Consider the following 19552-nt stretch of genomic DNA (forward strand, 5'->3'; position numbering starts at 1 on the left):
CGCGGCTTCGCCAGCCAGGTCCTGGTGGGTGTCAGTCATCGTCGAAGTCGAGGCTCAACTTGCGGAGCAGGCCGGCGAGCCGCTCCTGCTCCGCGGGGGAGAGTGCCTCAAGCAGTTGGCGCTCTGACACCATCAGAGCGGTGATCGCGGCATCCACACGCTCTCGTCCGAGCGCGGTCATCTGCACCAGCACGCCGCGCCCGTCCCGCGGGTCATGGTGACGTTCGACCAGCCCCCGCGTCACCAATCTGTCGATGCGGTTCGTCATGGTGCCGCTCGATACGAGCGTCTGCAGCAGCAAGGCTTTGGGGCTCAACTGGTAGGGCGCGCCTGCACGGCGCAGCGCCGAAAGCACATCGAATTCCCACAGCTCCAGCTCGGAATCGGAGAACGCGGTCTTGCGCGCCCTGTCGAGGTGGCGAGCGAGGCGCCCGACACGGCTGAGCACCTGCAGCGGCGAGAAGTCGAGATCCGGGCGCTCCCGATCCCACGCGTCGACGATCCGATCGACCTCGTCGTGAGCTGGCATCCCCCCATTATCGTGGTCGGGCGCGTCTTGCCGCCTGTTCCTTCGGCGCAGGCGTGCGGCCTTCTTGCGCGGTGCGGTCGCCGCACTCGAGCGATCGACGTAACCGCACAGCGCAGCCAGCCTGATCTGGCAGACTTGACGGGCGCGTTCTGCGCGGTCCGCCTTGGTGTAACGGCAGCACGACAGCCTTTGGAGCTGTTAGGTCCAGGTTCGAATCCTGGGGGCGGAGCCCAGAGGGATTCTCTTAACTGAAGGCACTGAATAATCGAAACTCATTGCCGGCTAAAGAGCATTCCTGATGCCAAAGTGCTTGAGGTAACCGACCAACACTGAGGTTCGCGTAGATGCCGACATTGCCTTCCTCAGCTCCTCGGCGCACTGAAGTTGAGAGGCCTGCTGGCGCCGCGGCCGACTGATTCAGCGTGCGAGCTCGTCTAGAGACCCAGACCCTCCACGGCCGGGAGCGCGTCGAAGCGTGAGATAGAACGCGCCAAACCCGATCACCAGCACGAACGCCGCTACCCCGAAGATGAGCCGGTGTGCCCATCGTCGCGCCCACGGGCCAAGGTCACGCTCTCGCTGAGGTGGCAGCCTCAGCTTCTATGGCGGCAGCCGGTGCAGGCTCCACCCACGCGTTGGTAGCTGCCACCCGCGCGGCAGGTTCGGGCAGCGCCGGGAGCTCCCCTGCATCGGGGCCGTCGCCGATAATCACGAGCGCGGTGCCTACCTCGACCGTCTCGTCCTCTCGGATGAGGATCGCTTCGATGACACCCGCGAGAGGCGACGGGATCTCGGTGTCGACCTTGTCCGTCAAGACTTCGAGCAGCGGCTCGTCGATCTCAACGCGGTCGCCGGCGCTCTTCAGCCAGCCGGTGACCGTGCCCTCAGTGACACTCTCTCCGAGTGTGGGGAGGATGACCGGCTCGCCCATGTTCTTTGTCTCCCTCGCCATCGTGGCAACGCGGTCTAGCGCCGAAGGCTAGACCCGTACCCCCTATGGGTATAACGTATACCCCGGCCGGGTACGCCGGCAAACGTCTCAGGAGGAAATGACATGTCTACCCACCCACCTACATCGCTAGCGAAGCGGTGGCTCGGCCTGGTGCTAATCGCCACGGCGCAGTTCGTCGTCATCATGGACACTTCGATAATCGGTGTCGCTCTGCCCGAAATTCAACGGGATCTCGGCTTCACGCCAGAGTCCTTGTCATGGGTGTTCAACGCCTATGTGGTCGCCTTCGGCGGGTTGCTCCTGCTAGGAGGTCGACTCTCGGACGTATTTGGCGCTCGCAAGATCTTTGTGCTGGGATGGCTCGTCCTGATCGCGGGATCGATTCTGGCGGGAGCGGCCAGCAACGTCGGACTCGAGATCGCGGGCCGCGCTGTCCAAGGGGCCGGGTCCGCCCTGATCGCGCCAGCAGCTCTTACTCTGCTGATGATGCTCTTCGGCGGCACGTCCGACCTCCCCAAGGCCTTCGCCGTTTACGGTGCAGCGGCGCCCATCGGCGGCACGGCGGGAGTCTTTCTCGGCGGCGTGCTGACCGAGTATGCAAGCTGGCCGTGGGTGTTCTACGTCACCATCCCCATCGCGGTCTTCGTACTCGCGTTCTCCGCAACGGCGCTTCCCCGCACCACCCGAAAGGTGTCCGGGTCGATCGACATCGTCGGCGCCCTCACGGTGACAGTGGGTCTCGCCGCAGTTGTCTATGCCGTTGTTAATGCCCCTGAGGTTGGTTGGCTCGCTGTGCCCACGCTGAGCGTGCTGGCCGCGGGCATCGTTCTGCTTGTGATCTTCTTTATCATCCAGGCACGAAGCCGCAATCCGCTGCTCCGCCTTGGCCTGCTTCGCGCGCCCCTGCTTGGGGCCGCCAACGGTGCGCAGCTCCTGCTGGGTGCGGCATGGGTGTCGATGTGGTTCTTCCTGAACCTGTACCTCCAGCAGGTTCTCGGCGCGACTGCCTTCGCTGCCGGCGCCGCGCTCCTCCCGATGACCGGCCTAGTCGTTCTCGTCATGGTCGCGGTGGCGCCACGGCTTCAGGCGAGATTCGGTGCGAAGTCGCTGATTGTCAGTGGCCTCGTCCTCCTGGCGGCCGGACTCGTGTGGCTTTCGTTCGTTCGCCCCGACGGCAACTACGCAGTCGACGTTCTGCCCGCATCGCTTCTGGCCGCTCTCGGGATGTCGCTGGCATTTGTCCCTTCGCTCGGCACTGCTGTCAACGCGGCACCGCCCGCCGAGACGGGCGTTGCCTCGGGCTTGGTGAGTACCAGCTACCAGATCGGATCCGCCCTCGGACTCGCGGTGCTGACGGCAATCGTTTACGGCATCGCCGGCACGGAGCCCTCCACGGTTGAGCTGACCCAGGGCTACTCTGCAGCCTTCATTGGCGCAGCGATCGTGGCCCTGGCCGGAGCTGTAATCACCGCCTTCGCGATGACTAAGCCGAGGGCATCCACCCCAGTCTCCGACGAATCGATCTCGGTATAGCGCGCCGCAAGAGCCGGATAATGGCGGACCCAATTTAGGCGATCGCCGAGGCGGGGTTTGCCGGATCCATTGTGCAGAGCGATGCATGATGGATCCGGCAATCAGGGCCATCGCCGGGGCAGCGGACTGGCCGGCGATTTCGCTGCTAGCAGTGCGGCGGCTGCGCGTAGTGCCCGGCCGAACCGACCTGCATCACTTCGACAACCGAGCGGCCACCGACGTTCACGGTCGATCCGGTAACGCCGTCGGGAATCACCGACGGCACGAAACCCGGGCAGGTGAGCACGGCCGCACATCATTCCGGTAGACACTCATCTCAGTCTTCACCGCAGTGGAGCCAGCAACAGCCTGGGCTGCGTGAGGATGTCGTGCTGCGTTACGGTGAATGGTTGGTACCTACCGCTAGGAACGCACGAGCCGGGCGATCGCCGCGGACGCCTCACGGACCTTCTCGTCTGCGACGTCCCCGCCCTCGCGGGTAGCCTCGGCGACGCAATGAGACAGGTGGTCATCAAGCAGATGGAGGGCGACGGTCTCGAGCGCCTTCGTCGCCGCAGACACTTGGGTGAGGATATCGATGCAGTACACGTCCTCGTCGACCATGCGCTGGATCCCTCTGACCTGTCCCTCCGCGCGACGCAAACGCTTCAGCAGTTCGTCTTTGTCGTTGACGTAGCCATGAACGTGAGCCATCGGGAATCTCCTAAAGCGGGGGTATTAATAATACCCTGAGGGGGTATTGTTAGCAACAAAGCATTGTCGGTTGTGCATATACCCCCATTGGGTATACGTTGGCCGCATGAATGATGCGCACCGGAACCACGACCCTGAGAACGGTTCCCGCGATCTCACTAACACGCACGACCTTCGTGGGGAAGCCCATGCCAACCATGAGAGTCATGCGGTGGAACATCACTCGGCCCGCGGTCATGACATTCATGCCCCCACACAGGAACGCCACGCGGGCATTGACGACGAAGCGCCGAAGAATGGGTCTGTGCATGAGCGGCGTGACGCTCATGGCGCTTCCGAGCATGCCGGCCATGGTCACGGCGGTCACGGCGGTCACGGCCACGTCGCCCAGTTCCGCCGACTGTTCTGGATCATGCTGGCGTTATCGATCCCGGTGGTTGGATTCAGCCCGATGTTCGCAGACATCGTCGGGTACGAGTTGCCCGAACTCGCGGGCATCAGATGGATCTCGCCAATTCTCGGAACGATCATCTACGTGTGGGGCGGCCGACCGTTCCTGAGTGGTGCGGTCACCGAACTGAGAGCCCGTAAACCCGGGATGATGCTGCTGATCGGCCTCGCGATCACCGTCGGCTTCTTGGCCTCTTGGGGCGCGACCCTTGGCCTTCTCGACCATGAGCTCGACTTCTGGTGGGAACTCGCGCTCCTCATCGTGATCATGCTGCTCGGGCATTGGCTCGAGATGCGTTCTCTAGCACAGACTGCCTCCGCCCTGGACTCGCTCGCTGCCTTGCTGCCGGATGAGGCGGAGCGGATCGATGGCGACGAAATCGTCAAAGTCTCCCCGGCAGAGCTGCGTGTCGAAGACCTCGTGATTGTGCGTCCCGGTGGCCGGGTCCCCGCAGACGGTGAGATCGTGGAAGGCACTGCCGACGTTGACGAGTCGATGGTTACAGGCGAGTCCCGACCGGTGAGCCGAGGGCCCGGAGACCACGTCGTGGCTGGCACGGTATCGACCGACACCGCACTGCGCATCCGCATCACCGCTGTAGGCGACGACACGGCCCTCGCCGGCATCCAGCGGCTGGTCGCAGACGCGCAAGCGTCGTCATCCAAGGCGCAACGGCTTGCGGACCGAGCTGCCGGCTGGCTGTTCTGGTTCGCGCTGGGCGCCGGGGGAGTAACGTTCCTCGTCTGGACGTGGCTCGGGAACTTCGACGCTGGCGTTGTGCGCACCGTTACGGTGCTGGTGATCGCCTGCCCGCATGCGCTTGGACTCGCTATCCCGCTCGTGGTGTCCATCGCGACTGAACGCGCAGCAAAGGGTGGCGTCCTGATCAAGGACCGACTCGCGCTCGAGAGCATGCGCAATGTCACCTCCGTCCTCTTCGATAAGACCGGAACCCTCACCAAGGGCGAGCCGGTTGTCTCTGCGGTCGCCCCCGTCGACGGCTGGAGCGAAGACGACATCGTTAGCCTGGCGGCTGCCGCCGAAGGAGACAGCGAACATCCCCTCGCCAAAGCGATCGTCGGTGCGGCTCACATCCGTGGTCTCCCCGTTCCGCGCGCCTCCGGCTTCGAATCCGCTCCTGCAGAGGGCGTCGTCGCCACGGTCGACGGGCGACGGATCAGCGTTGGCGGCCCGCACCTGCTCGCCCGGGAGGGTGCTGAACCCCTCCCCGGTAGCGAATTATGGAAGAGCGAAGGCGCCATCATCCTGCATGTCCTCGAAGACGGGGCGGTCATCGGGGCGTTGAAACTCGCCGACGAGGTCCGTGCCGAGTCCCGGCAAGCCGTGGACGCACTGCACAACCTCGGGATTGAGGTTGTCATGATCACCGGTGACGCTGAAGCGGTCGCAAACAAGGTGGCGGACGACCTCGGTATTGACCTGGTGCTCGCCGGAGTGCGGCCGGAGAACAAGTCGGCCAAGGTGGCCGAGCTGCAGAAGCAGGGCCGCAAGGTGGCGATGGTCGGAGACGGTGTCAACGACGCCCCCGCCCTTGCCCAAGCCGATGTTGGAATCGCGATCGGCGCTGGAACCGATGTAGCAATCGCCTCAGCGGGTGTCATCCTCGCATCCAGCGACCCCCGCTCAGTGCTGTCGATTATTGAACTCTCCAACGCCAGCTATCGGAAGATGAAGCAAAACCTTTGGTGGGCCACCGGGTACAACCTCATCGCCGTTCCGCTTGCTGCCGGAGTACTTGCGTCGATCGGCTTCGTCCTGCCGATGGCGGTTGGGGCGCTCCTGATGTCGGCCTCAACGATCGTTGTAGCGCTGAACGCCCAACTTCTGCGCCGGCTGGATTTGCGGCCGGAAACGAGCGCCCGCGCCGTGCTTAGCCGGGAGCGCAGCGAACGCCGTCAACTTGTCGGAGCCTCGGTGGGGTAACGGTGAAACAGTGTGAGTGGGCGTGTCTGTTTGATACGTCTCCTGAGGATTGTGCGACCTCACCGAGCCGCTGAGCCACAGCCAGCCGATCGTGTCGCACCCTTCGGAAAATCCTCATCGACGCCGACTCGCCCGCTCGAAGCGGAGTTTCGAAAGCTGCATGCCCAACAAATAGCGCGCCTGTCGACCGTTCGTGAGCTATTGCTGGACGACCCGTTCGAAGCGCGGGTTCAAACTCGGGCTGGATGCCTTGCCGCCCCGGACGAAGCACTAGCGCGACTGGCCGCCGTCTAGCCGGTCAGGAACGAACGAGGCGGGCGATCGCGTCACTGGCTTCTTTGATCTTCAGCTCTGCGTCGGGGCCGCCCAGACGGGCGGCGTCCACCACACAGTGCTTGAGATGGTCATCGAGAAGGCCCAGGGCAACAGCCTGGAGGGCGTTGGTGAGCGCGCTGATCTGTGTGAGGATGTCGATGCAGTATTTCTCCTCATCAACCATCCGATAGACCCCTCGAGCCTGACCTTCGACCCGACGGAGCCGTTGAAGGTACTTTTCCTTGTCCGTGATGTACCCATGCGGCTGCTCGTGCGTGACGGTCATTCCAATTCCTTTGTTCTAGCGACCCAGACGGCCCGGGTGCACACTTGGCGTTCGGGATCGACGCGATGCAACAGCTCGTTGACTGCGCCCCCGACCGTGGATGAAGACCTCAAGATTGCACCCACCGATATCGGCAGGCGAATCCGACTGGAGCGAGGACGCCCGCAGCCAGTGGCACGGAGGTGAAGTTGTATTCGGCCCAGCACGGGCTCTGCTTCATCTTCAGGTAAGCAGCATGTGCCCGCTCGATCACAGGCAGCCCGAGCGTCGATCAGAGTTGACCATGATGACCCCAATGGACGCAGCCGCGAGGTCAGTCGCGGCGCCAATCGGGATGCGGCGTCCCGCTCATGCGTCGACATAGCACCAGGGTATACCCGGTTAGGGTATGCCAGCTAGTCGGCGATGATGCGCGGCGTTGGCGCAGGCGAACACGGTGGGGGAAGCGCGCTGGCCCAAAGCAAGACTGGGCGTTGGGTTCAATCCCTCTGTCCCATGCCCGCGTATCAGTCAGCGTTCCCCGGCGTGAGCCCGGCGAGCAGGTTGAACGCCCCCGTGAGGATATTGAGTGCGACAATGCCGACGACATCGGCGACTTCGCGGTCGCTGTAGCCGTGGGCACGGAGGTTGTCGATTTGCTCGTCGGTGATGGACATCGGCTCTCGATAAACCTGGAGGCCCAGGACAATGATCGCTGCCAAGGAGGCATCGGCAGACGACCCCGCGTGGGCCAATTCGATCCCCTCGTCGCTGATGCCGAGCGAGCGAGCGGCGGCGACGTGCGACTGAAGGCAAAGGCGGCATCCCTGTTGGGCCTGAACGGCGATTGAGATGCGTTCGCTGATCTTTCGATCGAGCTTGGCGCGCCTCATGGAACGGCTGAGTTGCAGGTATCCGCCGAGCACTGCCGGCGAGTGCGCCATCGTGGACACCATGTCGCCAACGTGAGCGTGCCGGCCTACCAGCTCGCCGAGCAGGTCGCGCGAGGCACCCACAGCGGTCTCGGGAGTGAGTCGGGAAAGGCGCGGCATGGTGACTCCTTCGCGTTTCGAAAGTGTTTGTCTAGGACGGGGGCCTGTATCGGGGCTCCGTGAGAACGGCATGCTGGGGCTTGGAGGACGCCGGTGATCGCGCGATCCGTCACATGCTCGTTGGTCAGGCGGTAGAAGACGATCTACCCATTGGCTGCAGGAGACGACGATCCTTGTCGGGCTCGGCGCGCAAGCCGGCGGGCCACCGTGCGAGGTGGTTCGTCGACGATGTCGGCGAGGTGATTCACTGACATCTCTGTCTCCCGTAACGCGAGCATGATCTTCATCCGGACCGGATTGGCAAGATCGCCGAAGACGTCGACGGTGCCGGCCTCTAGGAATAGGCCTCATGGAGGCGCTGTCCCCACTGATACACCGCCCCGACTGCATCAATGCCACTTGCCCGACCACGGCGTCCCCGTGCTCGTGCAATACGATGAATTCTTCGCCGCTACGGTCGATAGGCGTGTCCGGGTATCCGGTGTAGCCCACTCCGGCGATCATCCGTCCGTAGATCATGGCCATGTAGGCGCTGCGGGGCCGGTACGGGCCCGGGTCTTCGCCTCGATCGAGCGAGTGGAGCAACATTCGAGCGGCGTGCGTTCCCTGAGCGGCCCCGTCGTCCCAGTGGTCGATGCGCCAGGTTCCGAGGTGGTGGTCGTGATGGACAGCTACGCCACCCGCCGCGTACACGCCTTCGAGGCCGTGGGCGTGGAGCCGGTCATCAACGTCGACACCTTCGCCTTTGCGCCAGGGCGCGGGTGCGACAGGTGTGGTGCCGAGTGCGATGATAACGAGGTCGACGATCAGGTCGGTTCCGTCGTCGAGAGTGACGACGGTCGCATCTGGTATGGGATGAATCTCGCTGATGACACGGCCGAAGAACGTGCTCACCCGGGACTGGTGATGCGCTGCGATGCGCTCGGCAACGGACCTGCCGAACGTGGCGACACCGGGTATCTTGCTGCGAGCGATGAGGCTGACCTCGTGACCCTGTGCCTGCAGCGCCGACGCGGTCTCGGACGCGGTCAGCCCAGCGCCATAGATCGCGACACGCGCGTTTCTGCCGCATGCGAGGATCGCCTCCCTGAGTTGCATTGCGTCGGCGAGCGAGTGCAGGGCGACTAGAGTTCCAGCCCGCGCGGCCTGTTGCGCGCCCGGGACGTTGGCCTCGAGCCCGCGCGCTTGGCTTCCGGTCGCGACGACGAGCGAGTCGTAGGCGATAGTCGTACCCGAGGCCAGGTGGACCGTTCGGCTCTCGAAATCGACGTGTTCGGCTGTGTCGGCGATGAAGTCGGCTTGCGGCATGGGCAGCCGGATGAGCTCAGGAGAGGATGAGCCGTACGCGACGCCTTTGATGAGCATGCGCGTGTATGGAGTCTCGTCCGTCTGTCCGACGATGGTGGCCTTGATGCCTTCCTGACCGGCAAGGGCGCGGGCGGCGGCGGTGCCTGCCGCTCCGGCGCCGAGTATCACGGCATGGTGTGAGGTCATGTGTTGCGTTCTCCAGTTTCGGGTGGTTGCTGCGGCCATCCGGTTGCTGCTACTGACGTTAGGAGCGCACCAATCTGGCGATCGCGTCGGACGCTTCGGCGATCGTGAGGTTGCTGACCGGCTGGCCGGTAGCGGCGGCCTCGAGGACGCAGCGGCGAAGGTGGTCTTCCAACAGGCCGAGCGCGACGCTTTCGAGGGCCTTGGTGATGGCGGAAATCTGCGTGAGGATGTCGGTGCAGTAACGCTCTTCGTCGATCATTCTGTCAACGCCACGGACCTGACCTTCGAGACGTCTGAGCCGGTTGCGGTACTTGTTCTTATCGGTGATGTATTCGTGGCCCGCCGAGTGGCGCTGACTGGTCGGGCATGCATCAACTTGTGCCTCGGCGGTCGGGGGAAGCATGGTCATCCATTCCGTTCCCGTCATTGGGGGTTCGCGGCTCGCGAGCACGAGCCGCGAACCCCCACGTCCGTGTGGTTATGCCATGTTGGCGGCGTATTTGGCAGGGTCGGCGTCGAAGGCGGGCCCGCATCCGGCGCAGCAGAAGTAGTAGCGCTCGCCCTCGTAATCGCGATACAGGCCAACCGCCTCGGCTGCCGTCTTGCTCACGGGGTTGCCGACCATAACCGGGCAGGTGGTCATGTCGGCACTCGCGCTGGCGCCCATCAGGTTCTCGCGGCCGTTCCCTGCCGCGGGAGGGTTGGCGGCACTGGTGCTGCAACAGCTGGAGGTTGCCTCGAGGTCGTTCGTCATGCTGGTGATTCCCTTCGTGTTTTGGTGATGTGGGGTTGGTCGCGTTATTACGTTGCGACGCTCCTGAACCCGCGCAGGCGCAGGCTGTTGCCGACAACGAAGACGCTGGATAGCGCCATCGCCGCCCCGGCAAGCATGGGGTTGAGCATTCCGAGCGCCGCGACCGGGATCGCTGCGACGTTGTAGGCGAACGCCCAAAACAGGTTGCTCTTGATAGTTCCGAGGGTCTTACGGGAGAGGCGAATCGCGTCGACCGCGCTACGCAGGTCGCCGCGAACCAGAGTGATGTCGGATGCCTCGATGGCGACGTCGGCGCCGGTGCCCATGGCGAGACCCAGGTCCGCCTGGGCCAGAGCGGGGGCGTCGTTGACGCCGTCGCCGATCATCGCGACGGTCTTCCCCTCGCGCTGTAGCCGAGTGACGACGTCGACCTTGTCCTGTGGGAGAACTTCGGCGATGACCTCCTCGATGCCTACTTCGATGGCGATCCGCCGGGCGACGGCTTCGTTGTCACCGGTGAGGAGGATCGGGGTGAGACCAATCTCCTTGAACTGGGCGATCGCGGCGGCGCTGGTCGGCTTCACCGTGTCGGCGACGACGAGGATGCCCCGTGCCTGCCCGTCCCAGGCCACCGCGACGACCGTCTTGCCCTCGCCTTCGGCACGCGCCTTGGTCGAGGCGAGCTCACGGCTCAGCTGCAGGGACCATTCGGCCAGCAGCGAGTCCCGACCCACCACTACGGCGTGGCCATCGACAACGCCCTGAACACCCTTGCCTTCGATGTTCGCGAAGCCCTCAGGCGTCGGCAGTGTTCCGACTTGCTGCGTGGCCCCCTTGGCGATCGCCTGCGCGATCGGGTGCTCCGAGGCATCCTCCAACGCTCCGGCCAGCCGCAACAACTCGGTACGATCGGTGCCGGCCTCGACGACCACGTCAACGAGAGTCATCTTGCCGGTGGTGACGGTGCCGGTCTTGTCCAGAACGACGGTGTCGACCTTGCGAGTGGATTCCAGCACTTCAGGGCCCTTTATGAGCACGCCCATCTGAGCTCCACGTCCGGTACCAACGAGCAGCGCCGTCGGTGTGGCCAGACCTAGCGCGCAGGGGCAAGCGATCACGAGGACCGCTACCGCAGCGGTGAACGCGGCAGCCACGGGGAATCCGGCACCCAGCCAGCCGCCGAGCGCAAGCGTTGCGATCACGATCACGATCGGCACGAACACACCTGAGATCCGGTCAGCGAGGCGCTGAACTTCGGCCTTACCGGTCTGGGCGTCCTCGACGAGCTTGGCCATCTGCGCCAACTGCGTGTCCGCCCCGATCCGGGTCGCACGCACCACGAGCCGGCCGCCGACATTCGTGGTGGCCCCGGTGACGGCATCGCCCTCGGAGACTTCGACCGGCACAGCCTCGCCGGTGAGCATAGAGGCGTCGACTGCGGATGTCCCGGAAGCCACGACACCGTCGGTGGCGATCTTCTCTCCCGGGCGCACGATGAACTCATCACCGACCTGCAGGTCCTCGACGGGAAGTTTCGTCTCGACCCCACCGCGCAGGACCGAAACCTCTTTCGCCCCGAGCTCGAGCAGTGCACGCAAGGCTGCGCCAGCCTGCTTCTTGGACCGCTTCTCGAAGTATCGGCCGGCGAGGATGAACATCGTCACACCGGCGCCCACCTCGAGGTAGATGTTCGCGGCGCCATCGGAGGGGGCCAAGGCGAACTCGAAGGGGTGCGTCATGCCCGGGGTTCCGGCGGTGCCGAAGAACAGCGCATACAGCGACCAGAGAAAAGCCGCGGAGGTACCCATCGAAATGAGGGTGTCCATCGTCGCGGCGCCGTGCTTCAGGTTTGTCCACGCTGCCTTGTGGAACGGCCACGCCGCCCACAAAATCACGGGCGCGGCCAGCGCGAGCGAAGCCCACTGCCAGTAAGTGAACTGCAGCGCGGGGATCATCGCCATGGCGATCACAGGCACCGTAAGCACGACCGAACCGATCAGCCGATGGCGCAGCGACAGCAGCTCCGGGTCCGCGTCGTCCTGGTCACGGGAGGCTGCGCCGTCGTTCTTCCCGCCCTTGGTGGCGGGCATCGCGGCGGTGTATCCGGTCTTTTCGACCTCGGCGATCAACAGCGCCGGGTCGTACCCTTCCGGCACGGTGACCTTCGCTTTCTCGGTCGCGTAGTTCACCGTGGCGGTGACCCCATCGAGCTTGTTCAGCTTCTTCTCGATCCGCATCGCGCAGGAGGCGCAGGTCATCCCGCCGATCTCCAGCTCGACGCCTGTGCCCACACTCGGGGGCGCTGATGTGCTCATCTCTTGTTCCTTCTGTTAGCTGTTAGCTGCAGGACAGGCGCGACCTGACGGTCAGTGCCCCTCCGAATGCGATGCGCTCTCGGCGCCCGTGGTGTGGTCGCTGTGGACGGCGTCGAGAACGAACTCGGCAGTGTGGACCTCGCCGTTGACCTTGAAGTCCAGGTAGAGCAGGTAGCGGCCGGCAGTCGGTGCCTCAGCGGCGAACACGATTTCCGGCCCGGTCGTGTCGTTGGCCTCGGGCGTTTCACCCTCGGCGTGCACATGCAGAAAGCCGAGGTCGCCCTCACGCAACGCAATCAGGTGACCGAACGCACCCAGGTACGGCTCCACGGTGGTGACCGGTTCACCGTCACGAGTGATCGCGATTCGGAGTTCGCTTGACGATCCCGCCACCATTTCTCCGTCCAGTGCAACCGTGAAACCGTCGACCTGATCGACGTGAGTCGGTTGCGGCGCCACGGGAGCGAACTGCCCGGCCACCTGTACGGTGCGACTGAGGGAGAGACCGGATGCCTCGGCATTCGCCGGCGTGAAATCTGCAAACACGCGGTAGCTGCCGGCTGCCGCCCATTCCCATGGCATCGACCATGTGCCCGATGGCTCGTCCAACTCGGGGTGAACGTGACGGAACTGCCTGCCATCCGACCGCACCACGATCAGATGTAGATCCTTATCATGCGCGGTTTTGTACTCCGTGACTGGGGCGCCCGAGGCATCCTGGATCTGGAACTTGATCTCGCCGACTTCACCGACGGCCGCAGGCGCCTCAATCGGCGACAGCAGGTATCCGTGGGCGCCGACAGCGAGGCCCTTCACAGGGTCCGAGGCAGCAGGTGCCGATGCGGTGCCCCCCGAATTGTGACCCTCTTCATGACCGTTCATCTCGCTCCCTTTCGTCCACGCTGCAAGGGCGCTGTCGGGTACGACGGCCCCGGCGATCCCAAACGCACCGCCGAACGCCACCACGAGCCCGAGGCCATAGATGGCAAGACGCGCGCCGGTATTCATGCCGCCCGCACCGCCGAGTAGCCCGCTTCCTCCACAGCGGCGAGAACCCGGGCATCGTCGACCGCATCAGAGCCGGTGACAGTGAGCTTGCCCGTCTGCGCACTCACCTGGACGTCCTCGACCCCAGGGATCTGGCCGACCTCTTCACGGATCGACATTTCGCAGTGCCCGCAGGTCATGCCCGTCACCTGGTAGTCGTTTTTAGCCATCTCGCATCCTCTTTCCGTTCGAATATACCCCTACCGGGTACGCGTAGGAGCGTATACCCGCTGGGGGTACTTTGCAACAGGCAATCTTCCGCTTTCCTGTCAGCAGACGAAGGCTGGCTGGTTCCCCAGTCGCCGCCCGCGCCACAGCTTCGGATCGTTGGGTTGCGCTAGCGTCCGGCGCAGCAGAGCGTCAACCAGTCGAGGGGGCGGTCGAAACTGATCTCGCGCCCGTCGATCCCGAACACCCAACCGCGTCGCGCGCGGTCAACGTGCCACCTGAGTCGCCCGGGTTTAGTGGAGGGTAAGTCCTGTTCGCGGATCTGCCGGCAGTTTCCTCATCCGCGCAATGCGCACCCAGAGCGCCATTTCGAGCGGTCTAGCGGCAGATCGGTCGGACAACGCGGACTTCGGGGTGCCCATGTCTGCGCACACCTGCGTCTGTGACATCCCCTGCGAGAGCGCCAGAGCGACCGCGTCGCGCTTGAATTCGTTCAGACGATGGTGGTCCAGAAGTCAGCCACAGCCTCAGCGCTCCCAGAGGGCCGTCACCGCACGCGGTACCGACGTGGGATGCCGAGAGAACTCCCGTTCAGAACCGAGACGGTCCTGGCTTCCAACCATTCCAAGACGGGGGGCCATAGAGCTTTCCCAGCGCGACGGAAGAATCCCAGGTGGCCAATAGCGGGAACACCACCGTCTTCGGGAGAATAAGTGCGACGTTCCAGACTTGCACTGGGCAAGCGGCTGAACAGCGCATCGATCTGTCGAGGCGTAGCCCAGAGATCGTCAGTGAAGCCGATCGCCAAGACATCGGTGTTCACCTTCGCGGCGCTCTCTGCCGCACCCAAACTCGGGTCGTCGAAGAAGTAGAAGGGCAAACGGGACCATTTACTCCACTCAAGCATTACGGCCCCGGGTATGTCTTCACCTATACCCAGTCGGCGGCCCGGCACCATTCCCATCGCCACGGAAAAGGCCGGTCCGACAACACGCAAAATCAGTCCGACTCGCAATCGTTCCTTCCGGTCCTCAATGGCCCGTGTTACCCCTGCGTGGGAGGCGATAGAGACGAATCCCTGCAAGCCCTTGGTCCCGTTATTAAGAGCCAGCGCCTGGCCTCCAACGCTGTGTCCCACGGCAAAGTGCGGGATCTGGGGGAGGCGCTCAGCCATCCACGCGGCCACAGCCGGGACGTCCTGATACATCCAGTCCCGCATCTTCAGGCCCCGGTTGGCTCTTGGAGTACCCGAGGCGCCGGTGCCACGGTAGTCATATGTTAAAACGGCAAAGCCGTGCCCCACTAGATACTCAGCAAAGCTCGTGTAGAGCCAGGCGCCCACAGCCGTGGCGGGATGGATTGTCACAGCGGCCACAGCTGGCTCAGCGGGCAGCCGCAAAGTCGCCGCCACCGCACCGGCACCAATCACAGGAATGCTGACGCGCTCACCGGTGGCGCTGGCCGTGCGGTTGTCTGCCATGGAGAGCAATGTATGTCAGCTTTGCCAGACTAGGCAGGTTTAGAGTCCCGTCGGATGATCCGAGGGCTGATCCGGAGGCGTGGGGTTCAGTGCAACGGTAATGTCTCCGAGGCTCACCTCGTGTCCATATTCGCATCTAACTTCGGCCCGCACTCTGGCTCCGCAACCGGAATGGCGGAGGGTCACCGGGCCTTCGCCAGCGTCGCTGAGGTACTTGTCCCCCCATTGCATCAGGGCAATAGCGGCTGGTAGGAGGTCCACTCCCATCTGGGTAAGGCGGTATTCGTGCCGGGTGCGGCGGCCCGGCTCTCTGTACGGGTGGCGCTCCAACAGTCCTGAGGCCACGAGTTCCCTCAGCCGCTCGGACGTGACAGCATCAGTGATGCCCACCCTCGCTGCAAAGTCATCAAACCGGCGCGTCCCGTAGTAGGCCTCGCGCATCATGAGGAGGCTCGTGCGCTTGCCCACGACTCCAAGTGCCCGTTCCATCGAACAGGAGCCTTTTCTGACGAAATCTCGCGCGTCGGCGCCTAGCTCGATGCCTTCTACATCGCCCTGCTCATCGCTGCTCATGGCTCAATGCTAAACCTGACTTGACATTGCTATAGTCAGCCTTCTAGTTTCTGGCTATGCCTTCAAATAGTCAGCATCTGGATCTGGCGGGCGTGACCGCTGTCAACCCGAAGGAAGGCGGCGAAGCACGCGCCAGCGGCACACGTGAAGGTGTTTCGCTGGCCTGTCATGGTGGAAGCGGCACGGCGCCTTCAGTTTCATTCGACCCCTCGGCACGGACCTGGGCCGGCATTCAGGGCGGAGTGGCGATCGGGGCCATGCTGGAAGCGGCAGGCGGCTTTCTCAACGGACGTATACCGGTTGCCGCCACTACTCATTTTCACGCCCCGATCAGTCCTGGATCGGCGCAGCTAAGTGTCTCTGTCCAAGCAAAGTCCCGCACCCTTTCCAGCGCCAAGGTAACGCTCAACCAAGCGCGCCCGGGCGCGACCATGACCGCTCTCTTCACGGATCCGGGTTCGAGACCGGAAGCGTTGCATTGGCTGCAGACAGGCCCCACGCAGGAAGAGCTTCGACGGCCGCCGGAGTCCCTCCCTGCCTTCCCGGCACCGGTCGATGTCGTGCCGATCTCCAGACACTTCGATATCCGACCGCTAGGTTCTGGCCGGCCGCTCGCCGGAGGTGCAACGCCGCATCTTCGGGCATGGATCCGCTACGCCGCCGGCAGCCACCCCACCAGCAGCATTCCAGTCGTATTGGATGCGCTTTTCCCCTCCATCTACGCCACAAGAAAGCATCCGCAACCTATGCCGACTGCCGAAATGACAATCCATTTCGCGCAGCCGACCCAGGTGACCGAATGGCTCCTGATCGACCAACGCACGGCATGGTCCTGGCCTGGTCTCTGCGTGGATGACTGCGAGCTCTGGACCTCGGACGGGAACCTCGTTGCGCACGCACGGCAGACCCGCCGAATGCTTGAAGATCGGCCCGCGCGATGAAACCCAACGGCCGGTGCGGGCAGTGCCATCGCCCCGTGGCCAAGCGTTGGGGGGGCTTCCTCCGGAACCCGCTTGCTCGGCGAGCTCACCCTGCAACTTGAAAATCCGGGGTAGAAAAACCATGGCAGCAACCGATGTTTTGAACCGGCAGCAAATCCAAGCAAATCTCATCCAGTTGCCGGAATGGCGGTATGGGCTGGGAGCTTTGCGGACCGTATTCAAGTGCGAATCCTCCGCGGGTGCCTTGAACTTGCTTTCTACCATTGGCGAGCTGGCCGAGGAGTCCGGCCACCACCCCGATGTGGACTGGCGGTACGACACCTTGTTCGTCACGCTCACTTCACACGACGCTGGAGACAGGGTGACGGCGAGAGACGTGGCGCTGGCCCGCTGGATATCGAGGCAGGCCCAAGTCAGTGGTGCCACACCTCTCCCGGCACTCTTGCGCACAGTTGAAATAGCCATCGACACAGATGCCCCGGAAGCTATTTCAGAAGTTTGGCGAACGGCACTGGCCTACAAGAGGCATGAAGACGGAAGCTTGACCGACCCCTATGGCAGAGGCCCGGCCATCTGGTTTCAAGAGTCCCAAAGCCCCAATTTGAATCGGTTCCACTTGGATGTCACGGTTCCCTTCAGCGAAAGCGCCTCGACTCTGGATGCCCTGGCCTCTGTTGGCGCGACTCTCAATGACGAACACGCACCCATGTGGGTGGTCGCTACTGATGCCCAAGGCAACCGGCTGTGCATCAGCACTGAAGCAGGCCGCGACGACTGATTGGGTGAATTCCACTCTGTACAGCCCGAGTCGCGCAGATGGCAGTACCGCCCGTCAGCGTTGCGTTGCCGCTGTCGCCACGGTCGAGGCGGCACAGACGGTGATCTTCACCTTCCGCATGATTCCAGGCCTCAGCGGCCCCCCCGGCAGGAGAATCTTCCTGGTCTGTGGGAAGGGTCCAGAGGAGCAGAGCAAGATTCTTGGCCGCGTCGGGGATTCAAGAGCATCCATCGCCCGTTCTTGAACTGCACGACCGGCGGCGGTGATCCTTTGATCGTGCTGGTCAACGGTGAAGCGCTGATCGGACGATCCAGCCTGTCGACGCTGCGCGGCGTGTCATAGCCCGCCGATCAGCGCGCGAAGCGCTGACAGGTGGGTTTCCAGGGCGGCGCGTCCTGTGGGTGTCAGGCTCAGCCAAGTGCGCGGCCGCTTTCCGACATACCCCTTCTTGGCGTCGATATACCCGACGCTCTCAAGTACCGCGATCTGCTTGCTCAGAACGGAATCACTCACGCTGATGGCGTCTCGGACGACGGAGAACTCTGCGTCGTCTACCCGCGCAAGTGCCGCCATGATGCTCAGCCGAACGGGGGAGTTCAGGTGCTCATCCAAGCCGTGCCGGGGGTGGGTGCCGTCCGTGCTCATCGTGTGGCCCGCATGAAGCTGACGATGATGAGCGGCGTCGCAGTTAGAGCCGCATATGGCAGCCAGATCCACCAGGCACGCGAGTCAATGACTTGTGCGAGTGCGACACCGACACCAAAGAGGCCCGCACTCAGTGCAAAGCCGATCGAGTACCGCCTTGCCCAGCCACGGCTGGAAGCAGTGCGTCTGCGCCCGTGCCATAGCGAGGCGCCCACCAGGCAGCCGCTCAGGAGGGTCGTTGCTGCAATGTCCAGCCAGAGTTCCTCGAGTGGGTACACGTAGACCACAACGAGAAGGTAAGCCGCCAAGAGCGCCGCTATCGTTGCTGCGAATCGGCCGCTGAAGTGGTTGGCGGCGCGAACGATGCGACCTCCGCCGGTGTCGCCGGCGACAGCGGCACGAAGTTGTTCTTGGAGCGGTCCATTTGCGTCTTCGGAACGGTCGTGAGTCATGCTTCCCCTGCTTGTCAAATCGAGTTTCTTGACACTCGCCAGAGGCAAGTACTTTCCATATGGAAACTATATGCCAGCAAGGATGCTGGATGTCAAGCGGCGAGCGGCACTCCGGTTCCGGACGTCTAGCGTGTCGTGATGCGCAGCACGACGTTGCCCTTCTTGCGGCCGGTGTCGACGTAGCGGTGCGCTTCCGAAACGTCAGCGAGGTCGAAGCTGCGGTCGATGACCGCCTGGTAGCGGCCTGACTCGGCGAGGCTGACGATGTGGGCGAGATCCTCGGCACGGTACTTGCCGACGTTCGGGGTCACGAGCTTGCCGCTCTTGCGGCTCTGCCTGCCTGAAGCCAGCAGGGTCTTCAGGTCGCCAACCACCAGCAGCAGCGCGCCGCCCGGGTTGATCAACGAACCGACCCGATCGAATGAGGCGTTGCCGACGCAGTCGACGATGACGTCGTAGGTCTTCTGCTCGCGGGTGAAGTCGTCCCGGGTGTAGTCGATGACTCGGTCCGCCCCGAGCGAGCGCACGAGCTCCGCGTTTGCTCCGCTCGTGACACCGGTGACGTGTGCACCAAGATTCTTCGCGAGTTGCACCATTGCGCTGCCCACGGCGCCCGACGCGCCGTTCACGAGCACGGTGTCACCGGGCTTGACCGCGACCTGGTTCAGGAATCCGCGTGCGGTGATGCCGCCGAACGGAAGGGTCACGGCCTGCTCGAACGTCATATTGGACGGAGCTCGAGTGATAGCAGCATCGCGCGGCACGCACACGTACTCGCCGTGACCGCCGAAACCGCCTCCCATCATGGCGATCACCCTGTCGCCGGGTGCGAATGCCGTCACGTCGGCGCCGACAGCCTCGACGATGCCCGCGGCATCCATACCGAGGATCCGATGGCGCGGACGGAAGAGCCCTAACCCGAACGCGGCGAGCAGGCCGAGCCCCGCAGGCACGTCGCGGCTGCGCGCGCGATGATCGGCGGCGCTCACCGTGCTCGCGTGAACCCTGATCAGCACCTCGTCGGCTTTCGGGGTGGGCTTGCGGGTCGGCTCGACATGGACGACTTCGGGCGGACCGAAGCGGCGGTACACAGCTGCTGTCATAGTGGCGTTCGTTGTCATGGCTCGATGCTCGCGGCTCAGCCGTCACTTGGCATCGGCAATCAGGCCGG

General features: G+C 63.8%; 18 protein-coding genes, 1 tRNA gene and 1 pseudogene. 5 read left to right on the forward strand and 15 right to left on the reverse strand.

Going from position 1 to position 19552, the window contains the following annotated elements:
- Positions 1-31 precede the first annotated feature (31 nt).
- Positions 32-529, reverse strand: coding sequence for a MarR family winged helix-turn-helix transcriptional regulator (locus ABV606_RS09270; RefSeq protein ID WP_353987478.1), 498 nt, complete (start codon positions 527-529; stop codon positions 32-34).
- A gap of 157 nt (positions 530-686) precedes the next feature.
- On the opposite strand from ABV606_RS09270, the gene ABV606_RS09275 reads away from it, so the two are divergent.
- Positions 687-758: transfer RNA gene (locus ABV606_RS09275), tRNA-Gln, on the forward strand.
- 342 nt (positions 759-1100) lie between these two features.
- Here the strand turns inward: ABV606_RS09275 and ABV606_RS09280 are convergent.
- Positions 1101-1460 (reverse strand): annotated as a pseudogene (locus tag ABV606_RS09280) (biotin/lipoyl-containing protein); the annotation flags it as partial.
- Between the two features lie 123 nt (positions 1461-1583).
- On the opposite strand from ABV606_RS09280, the gene ABV606_RS09285 reads away from it, so the two are divergent.
- Entirely contained in the window at positions 1584-3014 is a 1431-nt protein-coding gene (locus ABV606_RS09285) for an MFS transporter (RefSeq protein ID WP_353987479.1), read from the forward strand.
- A 402-nt stretch (positions 3015-3416) separates the two neighbouring features.
- Here ABV606_RS09285 and ABV606_RS09290 read toward each other — a convergent pair whose 3' ends face one another.
- Together ABV606_RS09290 and ABV606_RS09295 are read right to left on the reverse strand one after the other, a co-directional pair.
- A complete protein-coding gene (locus ABV606_RS09290) occupies positions 3417-3707 on the reverse strand; it encodes a metal-sensitive transcriptional regulator (protein WP_353987480.1) in 291 nt (96 codons plus the stop codon).
- 49 nt (positions 3708-3756) lie between these two features.
- Complete coding sequence (locus tag ABV606_RS09295; RefSeq protein WP_353988842.1) at positions 3757-4083, reverse strand: hypothetical protein; 327 nt, start codon at positions 4081-4083, stop codon at positions 3757-3759.
- On the opposite strand from ABV606_RS09295, the gene ABV606_RS09300 reads away from it, so the two are divergent.
- Positions 4012-6102 (forward strand): heavy metal translocating P-type ATPase, encoded by a 2091-nt coding sequence (locus ABV606_RS09300; protein WP_353987481.1) that lies wholly within the window; start codon positions 4012-4014, stop codon positions 6100-6102. The genes ABV606_RS09295 and ABV606_RS09300 overlap by 72 nt on opposite strands.
- A 298-nt stretch (positions 6103-6400) precedes the next feature.
- Here the strand turns inward: ABV606_RS09300 and ABV606_RS09305 are convergent, their stop codons facing one another.
- The 9 genes from ABV606_RS09305 to ABV606_RS09355 form a co-directional block, all read right to left on the reverse strand.
- Complete coding sequence (locus tag ABV606_RS09305; RefSeq protein WP_353987482.1) at positions 6401-6703, reverse strand: metal-sensitive transcriptional regulator; 303 nt, start codon at positions 6701-6703, stop codon at positions 6401-6403.
- A 506-nt stretch (positions 6704-7209) separates the two neighbouring features.
- Entirely contained in the window at positions 7210-9267 is a 2058-nt protein-coding gene (locus ABV606_RS12150; protein ID WP_435414946.1) for an FAD-dependent oxidoreductase, read from the reverse strand.
- 19 nt (positions 9268-9286) lie between these two features.
- A complete protein-coding gene (locus ABV606_RS09325) occupies positions 9287-9637 on the reverse strand; it encodes a metal-sensitive transcriptional regulator (protein WP_353987483.1) in 351 nt (116 codons plus the stop codon).
- 69 nt (positions 9638-9706) lie between these two features.
- Positions 9707-9982 (reverse strand): YHS domain-containing protein, encoded by a 276-nt coding sequence (locus tag ABV606_RS09330; protein WP_353987484.1) that lies wholly within the window; start codon positions 9980-9982, stop codon positions 9707-9709.
- Positions 9983-10029: 47 nt separating this feature from the next.
- Positions 10030-12297, reverse strand: a complete 2268-nt coding sequence (locus tag ABV606_RS09335) for a heavy metal translocating P-type ATPase (RefSeq protein WP_353987485.1) — start codon at positions 12295-12297, stop codon at positions 10030-10032.
- A gap of 51 nt (positions 12298-12348) precedes the next feature.
- Entirely contained in the window at positions 12349-13305 is a 957-nt protein-coding gene (locus ABV606_RS09340; RefSeq protein WP_353987486.1) for a heavy-metal-associated domain-containing protein, read from the reverse strand.
- The gene (locus tag ABV606_RS09345) at positions 13302-13514 is read right to left on the reverse strand and encodes a heavy-metal-associated domain-containing protein (RefSeq protein ID WP_353987487.1); all 213 of its coding nucleotides are present in this window, start codon (positions 13512-13514) and stop codon (positions 13302-13304) included. Before ABV606_RS09345 ends, ABV606_RS09340 begins: the two co-directional genes overlap by 4 nt.
- 545 nt (positions 13515-14059) lie before the next feature.
- On the reverse strand, positions 14060-14992 hold the full coding sequence (locus ABV606_RS09350; RefSeq protein ID WP_353987488.1) for an alpha/beta hydrolase family protein: 933 nt from the start codon (positions 14990-14992) through the stop codon (positions 14060-14062).
- A 39-nt stretch (positions 14993-15031) separates the two neighbouring features.
- Positions 15032-15565, reverse strand: a complete 534-nt coding sequence (locus ABV606_RS09355; RefSeq protein WP_353987489.1) for a winged helix-turn-helix transcriptional regulator — start codon at positions 15563-15565, stop codon at positions 15032-15034.
- A gap of 56 nt (positions 15566-15621) precedes the next feature.
- Between ABV606_RS09355 and ABV606_RS09360 the strand changes: the two genes are divergently transcribed.
- The gene (locus tag ABV606_RS09360) at positions 15622-16506 is read left to right on the forward strand and encodes a thioesterase family protein (protein WP_353987490.1); all 885 of its coding nucleotides are present in this window, start codon (positions 15622-15624) and stop codon (positions 16504-16506) included.
- A 121-nt stretch (positions 16507-16627) separates the two neighbouring features.
- The gene (locus ABV606_RS09365) at positions 16628-17284 is read left to right on the forward strand and encodes a 4a-hydroxytetrahydrobiopterin dehydratase (protein WP_353987491.1); all 657 of its coding nucleotides are present in this window, start codon (positions 16628-16630) and stop codon (positions 17282-17284) included.
- A gap of 336 nt (positions 17285-17620) precedes the next feature.
- Here the strand turns inward: ABV606_RS09365 and ABV606_RS09370 are convergent, their stop codons facing one another.
- The gene (locus tag ABV606_RS09370; protein WP_353988810.1) at positions 17621-17929 is read right to left on the reverse strand and encodes a winged helix-turn-helix domain-containing protein; all 309 of its coding nucleotides are present in this window, start codon (positions 17927-17929) and stop codon (positions 17621-17623) included.
- A gap of 577 nt (positions 17930-18506) precedes the next feature.
- Positions 18507-19484 carry an NAD(P)-dependent alcohol dehydrogenase gene (locus ABV606_RS09375; RefSeq protein ID WP_353987492.1) on the reverse strand — a complete coding sequence of 326 codons (978 nt, stop codon included), beginning with the start codon at positions 19482-19484 and terminating at the stop codon, positions 18507-18509.
- Positions 19485-19552: the final 68 nt, after the last annotated feature.

Source organism: Ruicaihuangia caeni (genome assembly GCF_040536845.1).
Taxonomy (GTDB): Bacteria; Actinomycetota; Actinomycetes; order Actinomycetales; family Microbacteriaceae; genus Ruicaihuangia; species Ruicaihuangia caeni.

What these genes read in the sequence shown, in the direction of transcription:
- ABV606_RS09270 (WP_353987478.1), bottom strand. Translation starts at nt 529, where the DNA reads ATGCCAGCTCACGACGAGGTCGATCGGATCGTCGACGCGTGGGATCGG.
- ABV606_RS09285 (WP_353987479.1), top strand. Translation starts at nt 1,584, where the DNA reads ATGTCTACCCACCCACCTACATCGCTAGCGAAGCGGTGGCTCGGCCTG.
- ABV606_RS09290 (WP_353987480.1), bottom strand. Translation starts at nt 3,707, where the DNA reads ATGGCTCACGTTCATGGCTACGTCAACGACAAAGACGAACTGCTGAAG.
- ABV606_RS09305 (WP_353987482.1), bottom strand. Translation starts at nt 6,703, where the DNA reads ATGACCGTCACGCACGAGCAGCCGCATGGGTACATCACGGACAAGGAA.
- ABV606_RS12150 (WP_435414946.1), bottom strand. Translation starts at nt 9,267, where the DNA reads ATGGCCGCAGCAACCACCCGAAACTGGAGAACGCAACACATGACCTCA.
- ABV606_RS09325 (WP_353987483.1), bottom strand. Translation starts at nt 9,637, where the DNA reads ATGACCATGCTTCCCCCGACCGCCGAGGCACAAGTTGATGCATGCCCG.
- ABV606_RS09330 (WP_353987484.1), bottom strand. Translation starts at nt 9,982, where the DNA reads ATGACGAACGACCTCGAGGCAACCTCCAGCTGTTGCAGCACCAGTGCC.
- ABV606_RS09335 (WP_353987485.1), bottom strand. Translation starts at nt 12,297, where the DNA reads ATGAGCACATCAGCGCCCCCGAGTGTGGGCACAGGCGTCGAGCTGGAG.
- ABV606_RS09340 (WP_353987486.1), bottom strand. Translation starts at nt 13,305, where the DNA reads ATGAATACCGGCGCGCGTCTTGCCATCTATGGCCTCGGGCTCGTGGTG.
- ABV606_RS09345 (WP_353987487.1), bottom strand. Translation starts at nt 13,514, where the DNA reads ATGGCTAAAAACGACTACCAGGTGACGGGCATGACCTGCGGGCACTGC.
- ABV606_RS09350 (WP_353987488.1), bottom strand. Translation starts at nt 14,992, where the DNA reads ATGGCAGACAACCGCACGGCCAGCGCCACCGGTGAGCGCGTCAGCATT.
- ABV606_RS09355 (WP_353987489.1), bottom strand. Translation starts at nt 15,565, where the DNA reads ATGAGCAGCGATGAGCAGGGCGATGTAGAAGGCATCGAGCTAGGCGCC.
- ABV606_RS09360 (WP_353987490.1), top strand. Translation starts at nt 15,622, where the DNA reads ATGCCTTCAAATAGTCAGCATCTGGATCTGGCGGGCGTGACCGCTGTC.
- ABV606_RS09365 (WP_353987491.1), top strand. Translation starts at nt 16,628, where the DNA reads ATGGCAGCAACCGATGTTTTGAACCGGCAGCAAATCCAAGCAAATCTC.
- ABV606_RS09370 (WP_353988810.1), bottom strand. Translation starts at nt 17,929, where the DNA reads ATGAGCACGGACGGCACCCACCCCCGGCACGGCTTGGATGAGCACCTG.
- ABV606_RS09375 (WP_353987492.1), bottom strand. Translation starts at nt 19,484, where the DNA reads ATGACAGCAGCTGTGTACCGCCGCTTCGGTCCGCCCGAAGTCGTCCAT.